This window comes from Streptomyces sp. NPDC003023 (genome assembly GCF_042888225.1).
Taxonomy (GTDB): Bacteria; Actinomycetota; Actinomycetes; order Streptomycetales; family Streptomycetaceae; genus Streptomyces.
The window spans coordinates 102761-121986 of the sequence record NZ_JBIAPL010000003.1 but is presented as its reverse complement, the minus strand read 5'-3'; the positions used below and the strand labels follow the sequence as shown (position 1 = coordinate 121986).

Genomic DNA, 19226 nt, shown 5'->3' with positions numbered 1-19226 from the left:
GGGGGGGCTGCGTGCCCGGCCCGCCCGCCCGGTCCACCCGTGCGCCGGGGGCCGGGGGGGGCCCCCCCCCCCCCCGGGGGGCCCCCCCCCGGGGCCCGGGGGGGGGGGCCGCCGCCGTGTGTGTGAGGGTCAGCCGCCGTCGACCTTCTTGGCGACGGTGTCGCCGAGGTCCGTGTCGACGGACCGCCAGTACCGCAGTGCCCGTTCCAGCACCGGCTTCGTGACGCCCTGCCGCAGGTGGCCGCTGATGTTCGAGGCCAGCCGCTCACGGGCGGCGTCGTCGAGCACCTCGCGGACCATGGTGCCCGCCTGCCCGAAGTCGTCGTCGTCGCGGTGCGGCTTGTACGCCTCGCGCACCATCTCGCCGGCCGTCTCCCAGCCCGCGGGGTCACCGAAGCGGTGGAAGTCGGCGGCGGGGCCGCCGTACGAGTTGGGCGCGTACGGCATCGACGCGTTCGACGGCACGAATCGCATCGGTCCGTCCTTGGCGTACGAATTGACCGCGGAGCGCGGCCTGTTCGGCGGCAGCTGCGCGTAGTTCGGGCCGATCCGGTAGCGGTGCGTGTCCGGGTAGGAGAACAGCCGGCCGAGCAGCATCTTGTCCGGCGAGGGCCCGATGCCGGGCACCATGTTCGACGGCTCGAAGGCGGCCTGCTCGATGTGGATGAAGTAGTCCTCCGGGTTCTTGTTCAGCGTCATCCGTCCGACGTCGATCAGCGGGTAGTCGCCGTGCGGCCACACCTTGGTCAGGTCGAACGGGTTGAAGCGGTAGTCGGCCGCGTCCTCGAACGGCATGACCTGGACCTTCAGCGTCCACGACGGCGCGTTCCCGGACTCGATCGACTCGTACAGATCCCGCCGGTGCTTGTCCGCGTCGTGGCCGGCCAGTTCGTCGGCCTCCGCCTGGGTGAGGAAGTCGATGCCCTGATCCGTCTTGAAGTGGTACTTCACCCAGAACCGCTCGCCGCCGCCGTTGATCCACATATAAGTGTGGGAGCTGTAGCCGTTCATGTGGCGGTACGTCCTGGGGATGCCCCGGTCGCCCATCAGCCACGTCACCTGGTGCGCGGACTCGGGGGACAGGGTCCAGAAGTCCCACTGCATGTCGTTGCTGCGCAGCCCCGTCACCGGGTGGCGCTTCTGCGAGCGGATGAAGTCCTGGAACTTGATCGTGTCGCGGACGAAGAAGACCGGGGTGTTGTTGCCGACCAGGTCGTAGTTGCCCTGCTCGGTGTAGAACTTGAGCGCGAAACCGCGGGGGTCGCGCCAGGTGTCGGGGGAGCCCTGCTCACCGGCGACCGTGGAGAACCGGGCCAGCATGTCGGTGCGCCTGCCCGGCTGGAAGAGGTCGGCCCGGGTGAACTGACTGACGTCGTTGGTGACTTCGAAGAAGCCGTACGCGCCACTGCCCTTGGCGTGCACCACACGCTCGGGGACCCGCTCCCGGTTGAACTGGGCCATCTTCTCGATCAGATAGTGGTCCTGGAGCAGGATCGGACCGTCGGCACCCACGGTCAGGGAGTGTTCGTCGCTCTCGACCGGGATGCCGACGTTGTTGGTCGTGTACGGGGCCTTCGGGGGTGACTCGGTCACGAGCGTTCTCCCGTTTCGTCGATCTGGGGGTTTCGGGTCGCTTCGGCCGCGTGCCCCAGTCAACTCCGACCACACATCGTCGGCAACATTTGGATGCAATCCGGACTTTTGTTACGTACGGGTAGGCGCCCTCTCAGGCTCGGGTGGGCAGCTCGAACCAGACGACCTTGCCCGTGGAGAGCCGGGTCGCCCCCCATCGTCTGGCCAGCCGGTTCACCAGGAACAGGCCACGCCCGCCCTCGTCGGTGTCGCGCGCGCGCCGCTGTCTGGGCAGCTGCGGGGAGTCGTCGCCCACCTCGCAGCGCAGCACGTCGGTGCGCAGCAACCGCAGGGTCACCGGGCGCTCCGCGTACCGCACGGCGTTGGTGACGACCTCGCTGACCAGCAGCTCCACCGAGTCGGAGAGCTCCTCGAGTCCCCAGCGGGCCAGGGCGCGCCGGGCGAGGCGGCGGGCACGGCCCGGGGCCGCGTCCTCCGGCTCCAGGAACCAGTAGGCGACGTCGCTCGGTGCGATCCCGTCGAAACGGGCCGCCAGCAGGGCGATGTCGTCGTCCCGGTCGCCGGGGCCCAGCATGTCGAGCACGTCGTCGCAGAGGGCCTCCAGCGGCGGCGAGTGGTCGGGACCGGTGAGCTGCGCGGTGTCGGCGAGCCGCTCACGCAGCTGTTCGATGCCCGTCCACACGTCGCGCAGCCGGGACTCCACCAGCCCGTCGGTGTAGAGCAGCAGCGTCGCCCCGGCAGGGGCGTCCAGCTCCACGGCCTCGAAGTCGACCCCGCCGACCCCGATGGGCGCGCCGGGTGGCACCCGCAGCACCTCGGCCCGTCCGCCCAGGTGCAGCAGGATGGGCGGCGGGTGGCCGGCGTTGGCGATGGTGATCCGGTGCGAGACCGGGTCGTACACCGCGTACAGGCAGGTGGCCATGCGGTCGGTGCCCAGGCGCTGGGCCTGCTCGTCGAGGTGGTGCAGGACCTCCTGCGGCGGCAGGTCCAGACCGGCCAGGGTCTGGGCGGTCGTACGGAGCTGGCCCATGATCGCGGCGGATGTCATGGAGTGGCCCATGACGTCGCCGACGACCAGCGCGACCCGGCTGCCGGGCAGCGGGATGGCGTCGTACCAGTCGCCGCCGACCCGGGCCGTCTCCGCCGCCGGGAGGTAGCGGGAGGCGAGCCGTACGCCGGTCGGCTGGGGCAGCGAGTCGGGCAGCATGGTGCGCTGCAGCTCGTCGGCGATGTACGCCTCGCGGCCGTACAGCACCGCCTTGTCGATGCCGAGCGCCGTGTGGGTCGCGAGCTGGGCGGCGACCAGCAGGTCGTTCGGCTCGAAGGCGGGCCGGTCGGGGCGGCGCAGGAAGACCGCGGCTCCGATCACCCGGCGGCGGCCGCGCAGCGGCGCGAGTATCGCGCGGTGGCCGCTCGGTACGGAACGGCCGTCGCCGAGCAGCTCGGGCAGGGCCGCCCGGGCCGCGGCGGAGTCGCCGAAGACCGGCCGCACCCCGCGCAGCACCTCCGACAGCGCCCCTCCGGAGCGGACCTCGCACAGTTCGGCCGCAGGCGTGGGATCGCTCCCCAGGTCGAGCAGCGGCATGACCGCGGACACGCCCTGGTCCGCGTCGTCAGCGCTTAAACGCAGCCTGTCGGCACGGCGCAGCCGCAGTATGAACGGGGAGACCGGCCGCTCGTCGCCGACCGGCAGGGGATCACGCAGATAGACCAGGATCGCGTCGGAGAAGGTCGGCACGGTGGCCCGGCACAGGCCGAGGACGATCTCGTCGAGGTCGATGCCGCGGGCGATCCGCCGGGTGGCGGCCCCCACGAACCGCAGCCGGTCACCCTCACGTCTCGCCGTGCCCGCGATGTCCTGGGCCTGCAGCTGCGCCGGCTGCACCTGTGACTGTGGCTGCGGCTTCGGCGGCGGCCCGGCCGGCACGGGAGAGGCCCCGGCCGCCTGCGCCCGCGGCCGGGTGCGTTCCTGCGACCGCGCAGCCAGCGGCTGTCGGCCTTCGTGGGAGGTGGGATGCTCCGTCACGCGTGGGATTCCGTCCGTCCGGGCCGGGTGTGCGATGCAATCGCCTCGTGAGGCGGTATACCCGCTCTGGGGGTGACGTCGACAGGGTGGCGGGCTTCCGGCACGGCTCAACCCCCTGTTGTGATGACTGGTGATGATGGACGTTCTGTGACTGATCGATGACTTGCGGTTGGTCCCTTGGGTCCTGCTTCCTCGTACGGCGCAGCCTTGCGGACGACGATCCTACGTTTGCCCCCAGGGGGCGCATCAAGAGTCTCACGAGGTCGTATGCGCCGGAGCGTGTTCTCGACCGGAACCGGCCACGAGCCGTTCGAATTCAGGCCGCGTGCCGTGCCGCGACCCGGTCCCAGTCGGCCGGCAGGGCCGGTACCGGCCAGGTGGGGTCGGGACGCCAGTGCTCCCAGCCGTCGGAGAACGGCGCGCCCCATGACCGGATGACCTCGACCGCGGCCCTGCCCGCCTCCCGTACGCCCCTGGCCGTGCGGGCGTCCATCAGGCCGACGCGCTGCGCCTGGTCGAACTCGTCCTCGTCCCGCCACAGCCAACTGCGGTCGGGGTAGACGGAGATGTCGAGGTAGTGGTCCTCGGAGTCGATGCCGCCGGACCAGCGGGTCCGGGGCTCCTCGAGGTTGACGTACCAGCTGCGGAACTGCCAGCTGTGCTCCCAGAAGAGCCACACCGACCACGGCAGGCCGGGCTGGGCCAGTTTCAGCACGCCGTTGCCGCTCCAGCGGGTGCGGGCGGTGGTGCGGGGCGCGGTGTAGCGGGTGGCCAGCGGTTCGTCGTGGACGGCTGTGCCGTCCGCGATCACCGGCTTCACGCACTCGGTACCGGGTGCCATCCAGACGGCGAGCAGCTCGTCGGTGTCCTGGACGACGGTCACGGGCCGGCAGATGTGGAAGGCCCGGCCCGCCGGGCCCGGGGCATGGCCGCGGTAGCGCCAGAGGATGTGCTCCCCGGGCTCCCATCGTCCGATGCGTTCCGCGTCGCTTCTGTGCGGGTCCGTCCTGCCCGTGCCGTGTACCGGGCCTCCCGTGCCTGTCATGAGCAGATCTTAGAAGTACGGAACGGGCCGTGCCGCGACGCCTGTCACGGGCCGTGTCACGGCCCCGGTGTCACGGGTGGGTCATGCGCAGCACGTCAAGTACCTCGTCCAACTGCTCCAGGGTCAGGTCTCCGCGCTCCACGTAGCCGGACTCGAGCACGACCTCACGGATGGTCCGGCGCTGCGCGAGCGATTTCTTGGCGACCTTCGCGGCCTCCTCGTACCCGATGTACTTGTTGAGCGGGGTGACGACCGAGGGCGAGGACTCCGCGTACTCACGGGCCCGTTCGGCATCGGCGGTGATGCCGTCGACGGTCCGGTCCGCGAGCAGCCGGGAGGCGGCCGCCAGCAGCCGCACGGATTCCAGCAGGTTCTTGGCGATCACCGGCAGCATGACGTTGAGCTCGAAGTTCCCGGCCGCGCCGGCCGCCGCTACGGTGGCGTCGTTGCCGGTGACCTGGGCGGCGACCATCAGCACCGCCTCCGGGATCACCGGGTTGACCTTGCCCGGCATGATCGAGGAGCCGGGCTGTAGGTCGGGCAGGGCGATCTCGGCGAGGCCGGTGCGCGGGCCGGAGGCCATCCACCGCAGATCGTTGCAGATCTTGGTCAGCGAGACCGCGACCGTACGCAGCTGGCCGGAGGTCTCCACGAGCCCGTCGCGTGCGCCCTGCGCCTCGAAGTGGTCGCGGGCCTCGGTCAGCGGCAGTCCGGTCGCGCGGGCCACCTCGGCGATCACGGCGGCGGAGAAGCCGGGCGGGGTGTTGATTCCGGTGCCCACGGCCGTGCCGCCCAGCGGCAGTTCGGCCAGGCGCGGCAGTGAGGCGGTCAACCGCTCGATGCCGTACCGGATCTGGGCCGCGTAGCCGCCGAACTCCTGGCCGAGGGTGACGGGTGTGGCGTCCATCAGATGGGTGCGCCCGGCCTTCACGACCGTCCTGAACTCGGTGGACTTGCGTTCCAGCGACGCGGCAAGGTGGTCCAGCGCGGGGATCAGGTCGCGGGTGACGGCGGCGGTCGCCGCGATGTGGATGGACGAGGGAAAGACGTCGTTGGACGACTGCGAGGCGTTCACGTGGTCGTTCGGGTGGACGTCGCGACCGAGCCGTTCGGTGGCGAGCGTCGCGATGACCTCGTTGGCGTTCATGTTGGAGGAGGTGCCGGATCCCGTCTGGAACACGTCCACCGGGAAGTGCTCGTCCCAGTTGCCCTCCGCGACCTCCGTCGCGGCCTCGGCGATCGCCTGCGCGATGTCCGCTTCGAGCACGCCCAGTCGGGCGTTGACCTCGGCGGCCGCCGCCTTGACGCGGGCGAGTGCCTCGATGTGCGAGCGTTCGAGCCGCTGACCGGAGACGGGGAAGTTCTCGACCGCCCGCTGGGTCTGCGCCCGCCACTTGGCGTGGGCGGGGACCCGCACCTCGCCCATGGAGTCGTGCTCGGTCCGGTACTCGCTCGCGCCGCTCATCGTGTCGTACCTCCTGGAAAAGTTGAGCAGTTGTCCTGTTCCGTCTATTCCCAACTGCGCTACCCGCCAGTAAATACCCCGAGTAACAACAACTCGGGGAGGCGCAATGAAAGGCACCGTTCCCAGACTCCGACGCACCCTCGCGGCCGCTGCCGCACTCGCCACCGTCCTTGGCGGCCTGGCCGCGGCAGGCCCCGCCGCCGCGGAGCCCACCGGTTCCGCCCTGTCCCCGGCCGCCGTACCCCTGCCGCCCGAACTCGAGGCGATCCGGGCGGCTGAGGCCGTCGCGCTCTACGGAGACCCGGCCGAGCGTCCGCCCGCCGACCGCAAGACCGGCCTGATCTCGCTCGGCGACAGCGAGATCTCCGGCGAGGGCATCGGCACCTACGAGGAGCCCACCAACGGGCCCGACAACTGGTGTCACCGCTCGCCCGACGCCGCGATCCACCGCACCGGAATCCCGGCGGACGTCACCTGGAACGTCTCCTGCTCCGGTGCCGCGACGCCCAACATCCGCATCGGCGGCACAAAGCAGTACGCCGACGAACTGGTCCAGAGCGACAACCTCGCCATCAAGGCACGCAACACCCGCATCAAGATGGTGCTGCTCGTCGCCGGCGCGAACGACGACCTGCAGTTCGGCCCGGTCATGACCGACTGCGTCACCCGCTACGTCCTGAGCCAGGGACCCTGCGAGCCCAAGTACGCGCCCGGCTGGCAGGCGCGCGTCGACGGCCTCGTCCCCAAGGTCGAGCAGACCGTCCGCGACCTGCGCACCGTGATGCGCGACGCCGGCTACCGGGACGCCGACTACAAACTGGTCGTGATGGGCTATCCGAGCCCCATCGGCCCCGACTTCCGCGACAACCCCGACTTCCCCGGCAAGCTGATCTGCGGCGGGATGGGCTACGACTCCGACACCGTGTGGGGCCGCGACACCGCTGTTCCCGCGTTCGAGCGCGGCATGCGCGAGGCCGCGCGGGACACGGGGGCCGTGTATCTGGACAACTCCCGGCTCTTCCACGGCCACGAGGTCTGCTACCAGGACGCCTGGGCCCGGGGCCTCTATATCGACCTCGGCCACTTCCCGCCGGACTCCAACTCGGTCCGGCAGTCCTTCCACCCCAACATCCGCGGCCACGCGGCGTTCGCCTCGTGCCTGACCCAGCTCTACAACTCCGGTCTGCGCGAGGCGAGCTGCGCGGACGTCAACTCGACCGGCAGGCCGGCCCTGGTCCCGTACGCCTGGGACGACGCCTACCAGCCGCTGCGGAACGCGGCGACGGGCGACTGCCTGGACGTGCAGGGCGCCACGAGCGCAAACGGCACGGGCGTGCTGGGGTGGGACTGCCACGACGGCCGCAACCAGGGCTGGTGGCACGACTCCGCGCGGGGGACCGTCCACACGGAACTGTCCCAGGACCGGTGCCTGGACGTGCCCGCCGGAACCTACCGGGCGGGCGCCGCGCTGATCGTCTGGGACTGCCACGGCGGAACCAACCAGAAGTTCGTACGTGACGGGGCCACGATCCGGCCGGCGTCCGCGACCGGGGTCTGCCTGACCCAGGGCGCGGCGCACGAGCCGATCAGGCTCCAGGCGTGCGACGGCTCGGCGAACCAGCGCTTCGCCTGACCGGGGCGCGGCACCGCGGACGGGGCTACGCCTCGGGCGCGGTGCCGTTCCTGCCGGCGTCGGGGCTGACGTAGGAGCCCTTGCCGGGCACGGTGAAGATGAGGCCGCGTTCGCGCAGCTCACGCATGGCGCGGCGCGCGGTCAGCTGCGCGATGCCGTACTCGTCGGCGAGGCGGGCGGGGGTGGGGATCATGCGGTCCGGCGCGTACTCGCCGGTGGCGATCTTCGCGGCGATCACGTCCGCCAGTTGCATGTACAGCGGGCGTCCCGACTCCGGATCAAGGCTCATGGTCCAACGCTAGATAGTCATACAAAGACACGTTTGGGTGGCTCTAGCTATAGCGTGATGCATCACGGTGCATCACGCCATACGGTGGGCGCCATACCCAAGACCCCGGCGAGGTGGCTAGACCTCCCGGGGCATGGCCACCAACTTCAAAGGAGTTGCTGACGTGCGGAACCCTATCGCGCACGCGCTGGGCCGGGTCCTGATCCCGGTCCTTGTCCGGCTGCTGATGCACATGCTGCCCGCCACCGGCAGGCACCGGGAAGTGGCGTCCCCGCAGCTCCGCCCGGTGCCCCGGTCCCGGGCGCCCCGCGTCCCCGCGCCGCGATCGCCCTATGCCCGGGAACAGGCCACGTTCCTCGACGGCGCCCGGTCGCCCCTTGTCCGGCCGTACCTCGCGGCGCGATCGGGGCCCGCCGCTCAGCGCAGGCGGCGTCGGGCGTTGTGGCTGGCCACGGTCGGGGTCGATGTCGACCACCGGAACATCCACGCCGTCGCGGGCGTCCGATGAGCCGCGCGGTGCCCGGCCGCTGCGGGGCGCGACGGTCCGTGTTCGCCGGAGCGGCCGTGGTTCACACGGTGTGCGCCAAGTCGCTCTGCGTCCAGGCGTCGGGCCACGACGGACCGCATCACGACGGGGCGGGAGGCGCATGGTGGGTGACGCCGGAGATCGCCGACGCGGTGACCGTGTCCTTCCTCGCCCACACGCTGGCGGGTGCCTTCGGCCGGCCCACGGGGGAGGAGCCGTGACCGGCGCGGCGGTGCCCGAGCCCGCGTTCCGCTCGCCGCGCTGCATCGTCGGCCGCCACGACCGCTGTCGCGATCACGTGCCCTGGGACCGCGCCGTACCGGGAGTGCGGCACCTGCTGTGCGACTGCCCCTGCCACGCTTCGGCTCCGGTCATGTCGGAGAGGCGCCGCTGATCCTGCGGCACAAAGGAGCCCCGGCACCGGCCGGGGCTCCTGCGACTGCGACGGCGACTACGACTGCGAGGGCTACGCCAGGCCCGGGCCCCGCACCGGGATCGACGTGAACGTCGGCGCGGGGGCCGGGTCCTGGAAGAAGTCGTTGCCCTTGTCGTCCACCACGATGAACGCGGGGAAGTCCTCGACCTCGATCTTCCAGACCGCCTCCATGCCGAGCTCCTCGTACTCGACGACCTCGACCTTCTTGATGCAGTCCTGCGCGAGCCGCGCCGCCGGGCCGCCGATCGAGCCGAGGTAGAAACCGCCGTGCGAGCCGCACGCGTCGGTGACCTGCTTGGAGCGGTTGCCCTTGGCCAGCATGATCCTGGAGCCGCCGGCGGCCTGGAACTGCTCGACGTAGGAGTCCATCCGGCCGGCCGTCGTCGGACCGAAGGAGCCGGAGGCGTAGCCCTCGGGGGTCTTCGCGGGGCCCGCGTAGTAGACCGGGTGGTCCTTCAGGTACTGCGGCATGTCCTCGCCCGCGTCCAGCCGCTCCTTGATCTTCGCGTGCGCGATGTCGCGCGCCACGACCAGCGGGCCGGTCAGCGAGAGCCGGGTCTTGACGGGGTACTTGGACAGTTCGGCGAGCATCTCGTCCATCGGCCGGTTCAGGTCGATGCGCACGACATCGGAGTCGTCCGCGAGGTGCTCGTCCGTCGTGTCCGGCAGGAAGCGCGCCGGGTCGGTCTCCAGCTGCTCCAGGAAGACGCCCTCGGCGGTGATCTTTGCGACGGCCTGGCGGTCGGCCGAGCAGGAGACGGCGATCGCGACCGGCAGCGAGGCGCCGTGCCGCGGCAGGCGCACCACGCGGACGTCGTGGCAGAAGTACTTGCCGCCGAACTGCGCGCCGATGCCGATCTTCTGCGTCAGCTCGAAGACCTTCTTCTCCAGCTCCTCGTCGCGGAAGCCGTGGCCGAGCTCCGAGCCCTCGGACGGCAGCTCGTCCAGGTAGTGCGCGGACGCGTACTTGGCCGTCTTCAGGGCGAACTCGGCGCTCGTGCCGCCGACGACGATCGCCAGGTGGTACGGCGGGCAGGCGGCCGTGCCGAGCGAACGGATCTTCTCCTCCAGGAACTTCATCATGCTCGCCTCGTTGAGCACGGCCTTCGTCTCCTGGTAGAGGAAGGACTTGTTGGCGCTGCCGCCGCCCTTGGCCATGAAGAGGAACTTGTAGGCGCCGCCGTCGGTCGCGTACAGCTCGATCTGCGCCGGGAGGTTGGAGCCGGTGTTCTTCTCCTCCCACATCGTGAGGGGAGCCATCTGCGAGTAGCGCAGGTTGAGGTTCAGGTACGCGTCGTGGATGCCGCGCGACAGCGCTTCCTCGTCGCCGCCCTCGGTCAGCACGTTCTGGCCGCGCTTGCCCATGACGATCGCGGTGCCGGTGTCCTGGCACATCGGGAGCACGCCGGCGGCGGCGATGTTCGCGTTCTTCAGCAGGTCGAGGGCGACGAACTTGTCGTTGCTCGACGCCTCGGGGTCGTCGATGATCCGTCGCAGCTGCGCGAGGTGGGCCGGGCGCAGGAAGTGCTGGATGTCGTGGATCGCCTCGGCGGCCAGCTTGCGCAGAGCCTCCGGCTCGACCTTGAGGAACGTACGGCCGTCGGCCTCGAAGGTGGAGACTCCCTCGGCCGTCACCAGGCGGTACGGCGTGGTGTCCTCTCCCAGGGGGAGCAGGTCGGAGTACTTGAACTCTGACATTACGGCCATTCCTCACTCGACAGACGGCAGCGCCGCCTCCATTGGCGGCGCTGCCGTCCAGCGTAGAACGCCCGGAGAGTCCCGATCCTGTGAGGTAAGGCTCACTTGGATCGGAGTGGATCGAAGTGGACCTGAGTCGGGCGGGAACGGCGGCGTGGGCCACTGGTCGCGATCTATCGCGTTTCGCTACGCTGGTGCCGTGGACCTCGAGAAGCAGCCCCAGGAGCCGGCCGGAAAGCCGGCCCAGAAGCCCGCCGTCCCGCAGGACCAGGCCGGTGCCATCCGCGCCTCCGACGCCGACCGCGACCGCGTCGCGGACATCCTGAGGGACGCGCTGGCCGACGGCCGGCTGGACGCCGAGGAGCACTCGGAGCGCGTCGACGCGGTCTACCGCGCCAAGACCGTCGGTGAACTCGAGCCGATCGTGCGGGATCTGCCGGCCACGACCCGCCGGCCCGGCACCGCCTCCACGCACGCCTACGACGACTCCGGTGATCCCGGCGGCCCCGCGGAGAACCTGGTCGCCGTCTTCTCCAGCTCGACCCGCAAGGGCCGCTGGAGGGTCGGCCGCAGGACCAACGCGATCTCGATCTTCGGCAACATCGAGATCGATCTCACCGAGGCGCTCTACGGGCAGCGGCTCTCGGTGATCAACGCGACGTCCGTCTTCGGCAATGTCGAGGTGCGCGTCCCCGAGAACATCTCCCTGCGCGGCAGCGGGACCGGCTTCTTCGGCAACTTCGAGGTCGTCACGCTGGAGGCGGCGGACCCGGAGGCGCCCGTGGTCGTCGTCAACGGCTACTCGGTTTTCGGCAATGTCGAGGCGAAGCCCAAGCGCGGCAGGCGTATCTCCGACCTCCACCACCGGCTGCGCAAACACCTCGGCTGACGGCCCCGGGGCGACGAAACCGGGGGGCGCCTTCACGCCGAACGCGCCGATACGCAATTCCGTACGTCGGAACTCAGTGCCACTCAGTGCATAGGCGTGCGCACAGCGGGTAGGGACTGCTGCATCGTCTCTCGCTCGCGAATCCCGTCGTCAGGAGTAGACCGTGCTGCAACTGCCGCATCAGTCCCTGCAGGTGGCCGCCGTGCCGCAACAGCGCATTCCTGCGCGGGAGGACCAGGCGGGCCCCTGGCATGCGGAGGCGGTGTGCCGTCGTGACGAGGCGGGCCTGTTCTTCGCCCCGTCCAAGGAGCCGACTGCCGAGCGGCTTTCGCGGGAGGAAGCGGCCAAGCGGGTCTGCGCCCGCTGCCCGGTGATGGTGGAGTGCCGCGAGCACGCACTGGTCCAGCCCGAGCCGTACGGGGTGTGGGGCGGTCTCACCGCAGCGGAGCGCCGTGTGGTGCTGGCCCGCCGCAGGCGCCGCGAGGTGGAGCTGAAGAAGTCGGCGTCAGCGGCCTGAGACCGGCCCGAGCCGAGCGCGCGTACGGATATGGGGCGCCCCCGCACAAGGGCGCCCCTTCCGTTTGTCCGACGGGGCCCGGTCCGTGGCGGCCGGGCGCCCGACTACTGCGCGCGGTCGAAGTCGATCTGGCTGTACGCGCGGAGCTTCGACAGCCGGTGCGTCGAGTCGATCTGCCGGATCGTGCCCGACTTGGAGCGCATCACCAGGGACTGCGTGGTCGCCGTCTCCGCCCGGTAGCGGACGCCGCGCAGCAGCTCGCCGTCCGTGATGCCGGTGGCGACGAAGAAGACGTTCTCGCCGGAGACCAGGTCGTTGGTGCTCAGGACGCGGTCGAGGTCGTGGCCGGCGTCCAGCGCGCGCTGCCGCTCCGCGTCGTCCTTCGGCCACAGCTTGCCCTGGATCACGCCGCCCAGGCACTTGATCGCGCAGGCGGAGATGATGCCCTCCGGAGTGCCGCCGATGCCCAGCAGCAGATCGACGCCGGTGCCCTCCTTGACGGCCATGATCGAGCCGGCGACGTCGCCGTCCGAGATGAACTTGATCCGCGCGCCGGTCTCGCGGATCTCCTTGACGATGCCCTCGTGGCGCGCACGGTCGAGGATGACGACGGTGACGTCCTCGGGCGACGAGTGCTTCGCCTTGGCGACGCGACGGATGTTGACGGACACGGGGGCGTCGATGTCGACGTAGTCGGCCGCCTCCGGGCCGGTGACCAGCTTGTCCATGTAGAAGACGGCGGACGGGTCGAACATGGTGCCGCGGTCGGCGGCGGCCAGCACGGCGATGGCGTTGGGCATGCCCTTGGCCGCCAGCGTCGTGCCGTCGATCGGGTCGACGGCGATGTCGCACTCGGCGCCGGTCCCGTCGCCGATCCGCTCGCCGTTGAACAGCATCGGGGCTTCGTCCTTCTCGCCTTCGCCGATGACGACGACACCGTTCATGGAGACGGTGGAGACGAGGGTCCGCATGGCCTTGACCGCGGCGCCGTCGGCGCCGTTCTTCTCGCCGCGCCCGGCCCAGCGGCCGGCGGCCATGGCGGCGGCCTCGGTGACCCGGACGAGCTCGAGGGCCAGGTTGCGGTCGGGGGCCTCGGGGGAGACCTCCAGCGGGGACGGCAGATGATTCTCGGTCATCGGAGCGCACCTTTCTGTACGACGACGGCCGTAAATAAAGAGGGTGGGGCGACTCTATCGGTACGTCGACAAAATGAGCAGAGGGGGCCACGTTTGAGCACATCCCCCGGATGCGAACATGGGGGGCGTGGCAGGTATGCGAGGCAAGCAGACGATCCGTGGCATGTTCCAGTCCATGGCGGTGATCGGCGTCGTGGTGGCGGGCATCTACATGCTCGTGCCGCACGACGAGAACAAGGACCCGATCAGGACGAAGGACTATCGCGTCGAGCTGGTGACGGCGCAGCGGGCGGCACCGTACCCGGTGCTGGCGCCCGAGGGGCTCGGCAAGGAGTGGCGGGCGACGTCCGTCACGTTCGAGCGCGAGAACGCCCACGCGTGGCACCTCGGCTTCCTCGACCCGGACAACCAGTACGTCGCGGTGGAGCAGTCCACCGCCCGGCCCGCCGACAAGTACGTGGCCCGGGTCACCCACCAGGCCGTGAAGACGGAGCGGACGCGGCAGGTGGCCGGTGAGACCTGGCAGTACTGGGAGGGCCCCAAGTACGACGCCCTCGTGCTGACGGCCGACGGCGCGACGACGGTGGTCACCGGTACGGCGCCGCCGGAGCGGCTGGCGGAGATGGCCGCGGCGCTGCGGTCCGAGAAGCCGGGCGGCACGGACGGCGGGGCGTCGGCCACGCCGTCGGCGAAGTCGTCCGCCGGTTCCTGACGGCCCCGCGCGAGAACGGCGAAGGCCGCCGCACCTGGAAGGGTGCGGCGGCCTTTGTGCGTGCCCGGAAGGGTGCGGCGGCCTTCGTGCGTGCCCGGCGGGCTCGCGGCGCCGTCGGAGGGCGCTGTCAGACGGTGGTGACGACGTCCTCGTACGACAGGCGCGGGGAGCGCGGGAACCAGGCGTCCTCGCCCGGCCTGCCGATGTTCACGACCATCAGCGGGGTGTGGTCGTCGTCCAGGAACTCCTTCTGGAGGCCCGCGAAGTCGAGTCCGGTCATCGGGCCGGCGGCGAGGCCCGCGGCGCGGACGCCGATGATGAAGTACGCGGCCTGCAGGGCGGCGTTCATCGCGGCGGCCTGCTCACGGACCGGGCGCTCGCTGAAGAACATGTCCTTCGCCTGCGGGAAGTGCGGCAGCAGGGACGGCAGTTCCTCGTGGAACTCGTTGTCGGCGGCCAGGATCGCGACCAGCGGAGCGGCGGCGGTCTTGGCCTGGTTGCCCTCGGCCATGTGCCCCACGAGGCGCTCACGGGCCTCGGCGGAGCGCACCAGCACGACCCGCAGCGGGCTCTGGTTGAAGGCGGTCGGGCCGAACTTGACCAGATCGTAGATCGCCTGGACCTGCTCCTCGGTCACCGGCTCGTCGGTGAACGTGTTGGCGGTGCGGGCCTCACGGAAGAGGAGGTCCTGGGCGGCGGGGTCAAGAACGATGGACATAGACGTACCTTCCACGTGCTGGAAAAGCCTTACGAGGGCTTCCAACCCCACCCCAGTGGATTAAATTTCAACTATATGCGGAATGTGACCCGCCTCACAGGGGTGTGCGGGAAGGTCTCCGGCCGGGCTCGCCCACGCTCCTATTCGGCGTCGGCGGCCCCGTCCCCCTCCGGCTTCGCCAGCGCCGCGTCCAGCCGCGCCCGGGCACCCTCCAGCCAGTGGCGGCACACCTTCGCCAGCTCCTCGCCGCGCTCCCACAGCGCCAGCGACTCCTCGAGCGTCGTGCCACCGGCCTCCAGCCGGCGTACGACCTCGATCAGCTCGTCCCGCGCCTGCTCGTAACCGAGCGCGGCCTCTTCCGTCTTGGCAGCCATGCGATCCACCCTATGCAAGAGGTACGACAACGGAACCGGCGCTCGGCGCCGGTGTCACTCGGCGACCCGGACGGAGAACTCGCCCTCCGCGACCCGCGCCCTCAGCGGATCCCCGGCGCCGACCTCCTCGGCCGAGCGCACCACCGCCCCGTCCGCGCGCTGGAGCACCGCGTACCCCCGCTCCAGCGTCGCCGCCGGCGAGAGCGAGACGACCCGGGCACGGGTGTGGGCCAGTTCCGACTCGGCGCGGTCCAGCAGATGCCCCAGGACCCGCCTGCTCCTGGCGACCAGGGCGTCCACCTCGGACTCCCGCTCGTCCACCATCCGCTGCGGGCGCTCCATGCACGGGCGGGCCAGCGCGTGCGCCAGCCCGCGCTCCTCCCTGTCCAGCTGCCCCTGCACGGTGCGCAGCGCCCGGTCCCGCAGCTGCCGGACACGGTCCAGTTCCTCGCCCACGTCAGGCACGACCTTCTTCGCCGCGTCGGTGGGAGTCGAGGCCCGCAGATCGGCCACCAGGTCCAGCAGCGGGGAGTCCGGCTCGTGACCGATCGCGGAGACGACCGGTGTCGAACAGGCGGCCACCGCCCGGACCAGCTGCTCGTCCGAGAACGGCAGCAGATCCTCCACGCTGCCGCCGCCGCGCGCCACGATGATCACGTCCACGTCGTCCAGACCGTCCAGCTCCTTGACGGCCTGGACCACCTGCGTCACGGCGTGCACGCCCTGCACGGCGACGTTGCGGACCTCGAAGCGGACATGCGGCCAGCGGCGGCGCGCGTTCTCCAGCACGTCGCGCTCGGCCGCGGACGCCCGCCCGCACACCAGACCCACCCGGTGCGGCAGGAACGGCAGCGGCCTCTTCCGCTCCGGCGCGAACAGCCCCTCCGCGCCGAGGGTCTGCTTCAGCTGCTCGAGCCTGGCCAGCAGTTCGCCGACGCCGACCGGCTTTATCTCGACCGCCCGCAGCGACAGCTGCCCCCGGGGCGCGTACCACTCGGGCTTGGCGTGCACGACGACGCGGGCGCCCTCCGCCACCACGTCGGCGACGGCGTCGAAGACCTGCCGGAAACAGGTGACGCCCACCGAGATGTCGTGCGACGGATCGCGCAGCGTCAGGAACACGACACCCGCCCCGGGGCGCCGCGACAGCTGGGTGATCTGCCCTTCCACCCAGACCGCCCCGAGCCGGTCGATCCAGCCGCCGATGAGCCGTGACACCTCGCCGACCGGCAGAGGAGATTCCGCGGACGTGTTGAGAGCCATGGGGGCGAGCGTAACGGCACCCTCGGACAAGTCCCGGCCCTCGCACGACGGCGGCCTTCCCGCCCGCCCCACCCGCCCCACCCGCCGCGCCCGGTCTGCCGCACCCGGCCCCGGCCCCGCAGTGCCACGCGCCCGTGATGCGCCGCCCGGCCCCCTGCCTCGGGTCTCGTTCCGGACGGCGTACGTGCGTCGTCGGATCCGTCCCACGGAGCCCTCCGCGTCCGGGCGCCGGCCGGCCGTGCGGCGGCGCGAAGCCGCGGCCCCGGGGTGCCGGCCGTCGCGTGGCCGTGGCCGGTCCCCGGGGAGGAGGGACCGGCCCGGAGACGTTTCCCCCGCCGGCCCGGACCGCCGCGCAGTCCGCCGCGCGGTCCGCCGCGCCGAACAGGGACGCTCCGGCCCCAGCCGAGGCCCGGCGCTCAGACAGGGGGCCTACCCGCCCCCGCCTGCCGGCCCCCCGCGCCGTCCGCCCCACTGCACCGACAGCACGATCAGCCCCACCCCCAGCCACACCACCCCCACCACCTGCGCCGACCCCGCCGCCTCCACCATCACCGCGATCAGCACGCACGCGCCCACGACCGGCACCACCAGATGCCTGATCCGGTCCGGCGGACCGGCCGCCCTGCGGACGACGAACCAGCCGATCACGCTCGCGTGCAGCAGGACGAACGCGCTGAGCGCCCCGATGTCCACCACCGACACCAGATGGTCCAGGCCGTCGTCCCGCTGTGCCGCCCACACCGCCGCCACCATCGTCACGGCCGCCGCGACCAGCAGCGCCGGACGCGGCACCCCGGACCCCGTACGCGCCAGCACCCCCGGCAGCCGCCGGTCACGGGCCATCGCGAACAGCAGGCGCCCCGCCGCCGCCTGCCCGGCCAGCGCCGCGAACGCCGCCCCGATCGCCTTGCTCACCGCCACGAGATCGTGCAGCCAGGTCCCCACCGACGCGTCGACCGCGTCGTAGAACGCCGAGCCCTGCCGGGCCGGTTCGGCCGCCAGCCGCGCCGATGGCACCGGCTCCAGCAGCGCCACCAGATACGTCTGCGCCACGAACAGCAGCCCGGCGAGCGCCAGACAGAACAGCACCGCCCGCGCCACCTTCCGCGAGCCTCCCGTCACCTCCTCGGCGAACGACGCGATCGCGTCGAAGCCGAGATACGACAGGACGGCCACGGACACCGCCCCGAGCACCGCCGCCACGGAGAACCCGCTGTCGCCCGTCAGCGGCGTCAGCCAGCCGCGCTGCGCCCCGTCCCGTACGAGCACCGTGACCGCGGACACCACGAACACCAGCAGCACCACAATCTCCATCGCGAGCACCGCGAAGCCGACCCTGGCCGCCGCCCGCACACCCCACAGGTTCAGCAGCGTGGTCACCACCACCGCGATCCCCGTCCACACCCACCGGTCGACCTCGGGGACCAGCGCCTCCATCGCGATGCCCGAGAAGAGGTAGGCGACGGCCGGGATCAGCAGATAGTCGAGCATCGCCATCCACCCGGCGATGAACCCCGGCCCCTCGCCGAGCCCCTTGCTCGCGTACGTGAACACCGAGCCGGCCCTCGGAGCGACCCGCACCATCTGCGCGTAACTCACGGCGGTGAAGGCCATGGCGACCGTGGCGACCAGGTAGACGAGGGCCACCGCGCCGCCGGATCTGGCGTCCAGCGTCCCGAACACGCCGACCGGGGCCATCGGGGCGATGAACAGCAGCCCGTAGACGACCAGGTCACGGAAACCGAGCGTCCGGCGCAGCCCGTCGCCGTCCGGGAGCTCCTCATGACCGGTGCCGGGTTCCGGGGCGGCGGCTCGCCTCATCACGACGTACTCCCTCGCTCGAGTACCGCCAAGTCTCGTACCGGTGGCTGATCAAGCGCCTGCACGACGCGGCCTTACGATGGGGGGCATGACTGCTACGCCTCCTGCCCGACGCGTCCTCCTCGCCGCCCCCCGCGGCTACTGCGCAGGCGTGGACCGTGCCGTGATCGCCGTGGAGAAGGCCCTGGAGCAGTACGGGTCGCCCATCTACGTCCGCCACGAGATCGTCCACAACAAGTACGTGGTGCAGACCCTCGAGAAGAAGGGCGCGATCTTCGTCGACGAGACGGCGGAGGTCCCCGAAGGCTCGATCGTCATGTTCTCCGCGCACGGCGTGGCGCCGACGGTGCACGCCGAGGCAGCCGAGCGGAAGCTCGCGACGATCGACGCGACCTGCCCGCTGGTCACCAAGGTCCACAAGGAGGCCGTGCGGTTCGCCCAGGAGGACTACGACATCCTCCTGATCGGCCACGAGGGTCACGAAGAGGTCATCGGCACGTCCGGCGAGGCGCCCGACCACATCACCCTGGTCGACGGCCCCGAGGACGTGGCCAACGTGGAGGTCCGCGACCCCGACAAGGTCGTCTGGCTCTCCCAGACCACCCTGTCCGTCGACGAGACGATGGAGACGGTCGGCGCGCTCAAGACGAAGTTCCCCGGCCTGATCTCGCCGCCGAGTGACGACATCTGCTACGCCACCCAGAACCGTCAGATCGCCGTCAAGCAGATGGGCACGGAGGCCGACCTGGTCATCGTGGTCGGTTCCAGGAACTCCTCGAACTCGGTCCGCCTCGTCGAGGTCGCCCTCGGCGCCGGCGCCCGCGCCGCACACCTGGTCGACTTCGCCGACGAGATCGACGAGGCATGGCTGGAGGGCGTCTCCACGGTCGGCGTCACCTCGGGCGCGTCCGTGCCGGAGGTGCTGGTCGAGGGGGTGCTCGAGTGGCTGTCGCAGCGCGGCTTCGAGGACGTCGAGATCGTGAAGGCGGCAGAGGAGTCGATCACGTTCTCCCTGCCCAAGGAGCTCCGCCGCGACCTGCGCGCGGAGGCTGCCGAGCTGTCGGGTCGGCCGTCCGGGCAGTGAC

At 71.2% G+C, this 19226-nt stretch carries 18 protein-coding genes; 7 read left to right on the top strand and 11 right to left on the bottom strand.

Annotated elements, in window-relative coordinates; translation table 11 throughout:
* Nucleotides 1-129: 129 nt before the first annotated feature.
* From ACFYV1_RS12340 to ACFYV1_RS12325, 4 genes are all read right to left on the bottom strand, one after another.
* Complete coding sequence (locus tag ACFYV1_RS12340) at nucleotides 130-1593, bottom strand: catalase (protein WP_389395406.1); 1464 nt, start codon at nucleotides 1591-1593, stop codon at nucleotides 130-132.
* Nucleotides 1594-1726: 133 nt separating this feature from the next.
* Nucleotides 1727-3619: a SpoIIE family protein phosphatase gene (locus ACFYV1_RS12335; RefSeq protein WP_389395405.1), complete on the bottom strand. Its 1893-nt coding sequence runs from the start codon at nucleotides 3617-3619 to the stop codon at nucleotides 1727-1729.
* Nucleotides 3620-3935: 316 nt separating this feature from the next.
* Nucleotides 3936-4664 carry a DUF402 domain-containing protein gene (locus ACFYV1_RS12330; RefSeq protein WP_389395404.1) on the bottom strand — a complete coding sequence of 243 codons (729 nt, stop codon included), beginning with the start codon at nucleotides 4662-4664 and terminating at the stop codon, nucleotides 3936-3938.
* Between the two features lie 70 nt (nucleotides 4665-4734).
* Nucleotides 4735-6129 carry a class II fumarate hydratase gene (locus ACFYV1_RS12325; protein WP_389395403.1) on the bottom strand — a complete coding sequence of 465 codons (1395 nt, stop codon included), beginning with the start codon at nucleotides 6127-6129 and terminating at the stop codon, nucleotides 4735-4737.
* A gap of 106 nt (nucleotides 6130-6235) precedes the next feature.
* Here ACFYV1_RS12325 and ACFYV1_RS12320 point away from each other — a divergent pair, with 106 nt between their 5' ends.
* Complete coding sequence (locus ACFYV1_RS12320) at nucleotides 6236-7762, top strand: ricin-type beta-trefoil lectin domain protein (protein ID WP_389395402.1); 1527 nt, start codon at nucleotides 6236-6238, stop codon at nucleotides 7760-7762.
* A 25-nt stretch (nucleotides 7763-7787) separates the two neighbouring features.
* Here ACFYV1_RS12320 and ACFYV1_RS12315 read toward each other — a convergent pair whose 3' ends face one another.
* Nucleotides 7788-8051, bottom strand: coding sequence for a GntR family transcriptional regulator (locus tag ACFYV1_RS12315; protein ID WP_389395401.1), 264 nt, complete (start codon nucleotides 8049-8051; stop codon nucleotides 7788-7790).
* A 163-nt stretch (nucleotides 8052-8214) separates the two neighbouring features.
* Between ACFYV1_RS12315 and ACFYV1_RS12310 the strand changes: the two genes are divergently transcribed.
* Both ACFYV1_RS12310 and ACFYV1_RS12305 read left to right on the top strand, forming a co-directional pair.
* Complete coding sequence (locus ACFYV1_RS12310) at nucleotides 8215-8559, top strand: hypothetical protein (protein WP_389395400.1); 345 nt, start codon at nucleotides 8215-8217, stop codon at nucleotides 8557-8559.
* Nucleotides 8560-8615: 56 nt separating this feature from the next.
* A complete protein-coding gene (locus ACFYV1_RS12305) occupies nucleotides 8616-8798 on the top strand; it encodes a hypothetical protein (protein ID WP_389395399.1) in 183 nt (60 codons plus the stop codon).
* A 245-nt stretch (nucleotides 8799-9043) separates the two neighbouring features.
* Here ACFYV1_RS12305 and ACFYV1_RS12300 read toward each other — a convergent pair whose 3' ends face one another.
* Nucleotides 9044-10711 (bottom strand): fumarate hydratase, encoded by a 1668-nt coding sequence (locus tag ACFYV1_RS12300; protein WP_389395398.1) that lies wholly within the window; start codon nucleotides 10709-10711, stop codon nucleotides 9044-9046.
* A 199-nt stretch (nucleotides 10712-10910) separates the two neighbouring features.
* Here ACFYV1_RS12300 and ACFYV1_RS12295 point away from each other — a divergent pair, with 199 nt between their 5' ends.
* Both ACFYV1_RS12295 and ACFYV1_RS12290 read left to right on the top strand, forming a co-directional pair.
* Nucleotides 10911-11600, top strand: a complete 690-nt coding sequence (locus ACFYV1_RS12295) for a DUF1707 domain-containing protein (RefSeq protein ID WP_389395397.1) — start codon at nucleotides 10911-10913, stop codon at nucleotides 11598-11600.
* Nucleotides 11601-11763: 163 nt separating this feature from the next.
* Nucleotides 11764-12117 carry a WhiB family transcriptional regulator gene (locus tag ACFYV1_RS12290; RefSeq protein WP_389395396.1) on the top strand — a complete coding sequence of 118 codons (354 nt, stop codon included), beginning with the start codon at nucleotides 11764-11766 and terminating at the stop codon, nucleotides 12115-12117.
* Between the two features lie 104 nt (nucleotides 12118-12221).
* Here ACFYV1_RS12290 and glpX read toward each other — a convergent pair whose 3' ends face one another.
* Entirely contained in the window at nucleotides 12222-13253 is a 1032-nt protein-coding gene (gene glpX, locus ACFYV1_RS12285) for a class II fructose-bisphosphatase (protein ID WP_389395395.1), read from the bottom strand.
* 136 nt (nucleotides 13254-13389) lie between these two features.
* Here glpX and ACFYV1_RS12280 point away from each other — a divergent pair, with 136 nt between their 5' ends.
* On the top strand, nucleotides 13390-13965 hold the full coding sequence (locus tag ACFYV1_RS12280; RefSeq protein WP_389395869.1) for a DUF4245 domain-containing protein: 576 nt from the start codon (nucleotides 13390-13392) through the stop codon (nucleotides 13963-13965).
* A 127-nt stretch (nucleotides 13966-14092) separates the two neighbouring features.
* Here the strand turns inward: ACFYV1_RS12280 and ACFYV1_RS12275 are convergent, their stop codons facing one another.
* From ACFYV1_RS12275 to ACFYV1_RS12260, 4 genes are all read right to left on the bottom strand, one after another.
* The gene (locus ACFYV1_RS12275; RefSeq protein ID WP_389395394.1) at nucleotides 14093-14683 is read right to left on the bottom strand and encodes a malonic semialdehyde reductase; all 591 of its coding nucleotides are present in this window, start codon (nucleotides 14681-14683) and stop codon (nucleotides 14093-14095) included.
* A 140-nt stretch (nucleotides 14684-14823) separates the two neighbouring features.
* Complete coding sequence (locus ACFYV1_RS12270; RefSeq protein ID WP_389395393.1) at nucleotides 14824-15057, bottom strand: exodeoxyribonuclease VII small subunit; 234 nt, start codon at nucleotides 15055-15057, stop codon at nucleotides 14824-14826.
* Between the two features lie 54 nt (nucleotides 15058-15111).
* Complete coding sequence (gene xseA / locus ACFYV1_RS12265) at nucleotides 15112-16320, bottom strand: exodeoxyribonuclease VII large subunit (protein WP_389395392.1); 1209 nt, start codon at nucleotides 16318-16320, stop codon at nucleotides 15112-15114.
* Between the two features lie 429 nt (nucleotides 16321-16749).
* A complete protein-coding gene (locus tag ACFYV1_RS12260) occupies nucleotides 16750-18141 on the bottom strand; it encodes an APC family permease (RefSeq protein ID WP_389395391.1) in 1392 nt (463 codons plus the stop codon).
* A 79-nt stretch (nucleotides 18142-18220) separates the two neighbouring features.
* Between ACFYV1_RS12260 and ACFYV1_RS12255 the strand changes: the two genes are divergently transcribed.
* Nucleotides 18221-19225, top strand: coding sequence for a 4-hydroxy-3-methylbut-2-enyl diphosphate reductase (locus ACFYV1_RS12255; protein ID WP_389395390.1), 1005 nt, complete (start codon nucleotides 18221-18223; stop codon nucleotides 19223-19225).
* The last annotated feature ends 1 nt before the right edge of the window (nucleotide 19226 follow it).

Coding starts and splice junctions, on each gene's coding strand:
- ACFYV1_RS12330 (WP_389395404.1), bottom strand. CDS start 4,664: ATGACAGGCACGGGAGGCCCGGTACACGGCACGGGCAGGACGGACCCG.
- ACFYV1_RS12325 (WP_389395403.1), bottom strand. CDS start 6,129: ATGAGCGGCGCGAGCGAGTACCGGACCGAGCACGACTCCATGGGCGAG.
- ACFYV1_RS12320 (WP_389395402.1), top strand. CDS start 6,236: ATGAAAGGCACCGTTCCCAGACTCCGACGCACCCTCGCGGCCGCTGCC.
- ACFYV1_RS12315 (WP_389395401.1), bottom strand. CDS start 8,051: ATGAGCCTTGATCCGGAGTCGGGACGCCCGCTGTACATGCAACTGGCG.
- ACFYV1_RS12300 (WP_389395398.1), bottom strand. CDS start 10,711: ATGTCAGAGTTCAAGTACTCCGACCTGCTCCCCCTGGGAGAGGACACC.
- glpX (WP_389395395.1), bottom strand. CDS start 13,253: ATGACCGAGAATCATCTGCCGTCCCCGCTGGAGGTCTCCCCCGAGGCC.
- ACFYV1_RS12280 (WP_389395869.1), top strand. CDS start 13,390: ATGCGAGGCAAGCAGACGATCCGTGGCATGTTCCAGTCCATGGCGGTG.
- ACFYV1_RS12275 (WP_389395394.1), bottom strand. CDS start 14,683: ATGTCCATCGTTCTTGACCCCGCCGCCCAGGACCTCCTCTTCCGTGAG.
- ACFYV1_RS12270 (WP_389395393.1), bottom strand. CDS start 15,057: ATGGCTGCCAAGACGGAAGAGGCCGCGCTCGGTTACGAGCAGGCGCGG.
- xseA (WP_389395392.1), bottom strand. CDS start 16,320: ATGGCTCTCAACACGTCCGCGGAATCTCCTCTGCCGGTCGGCGAGGTG.
- ACFYV1_RS12260 (WP_389395391.1), bottom strand. CDS start 18,141: ATGAGGCGAGCCGCCGCCCCGGAACCCGGCACCGGTCATGAGGAGCTC.
- ACFYV1_RS12255 (WP_389395390.1), top strand. CDS start 18,221: ATGGGGGGCATGACTGCTACGCCTCCTGCCCGACGCGTCCTCCTCGCC.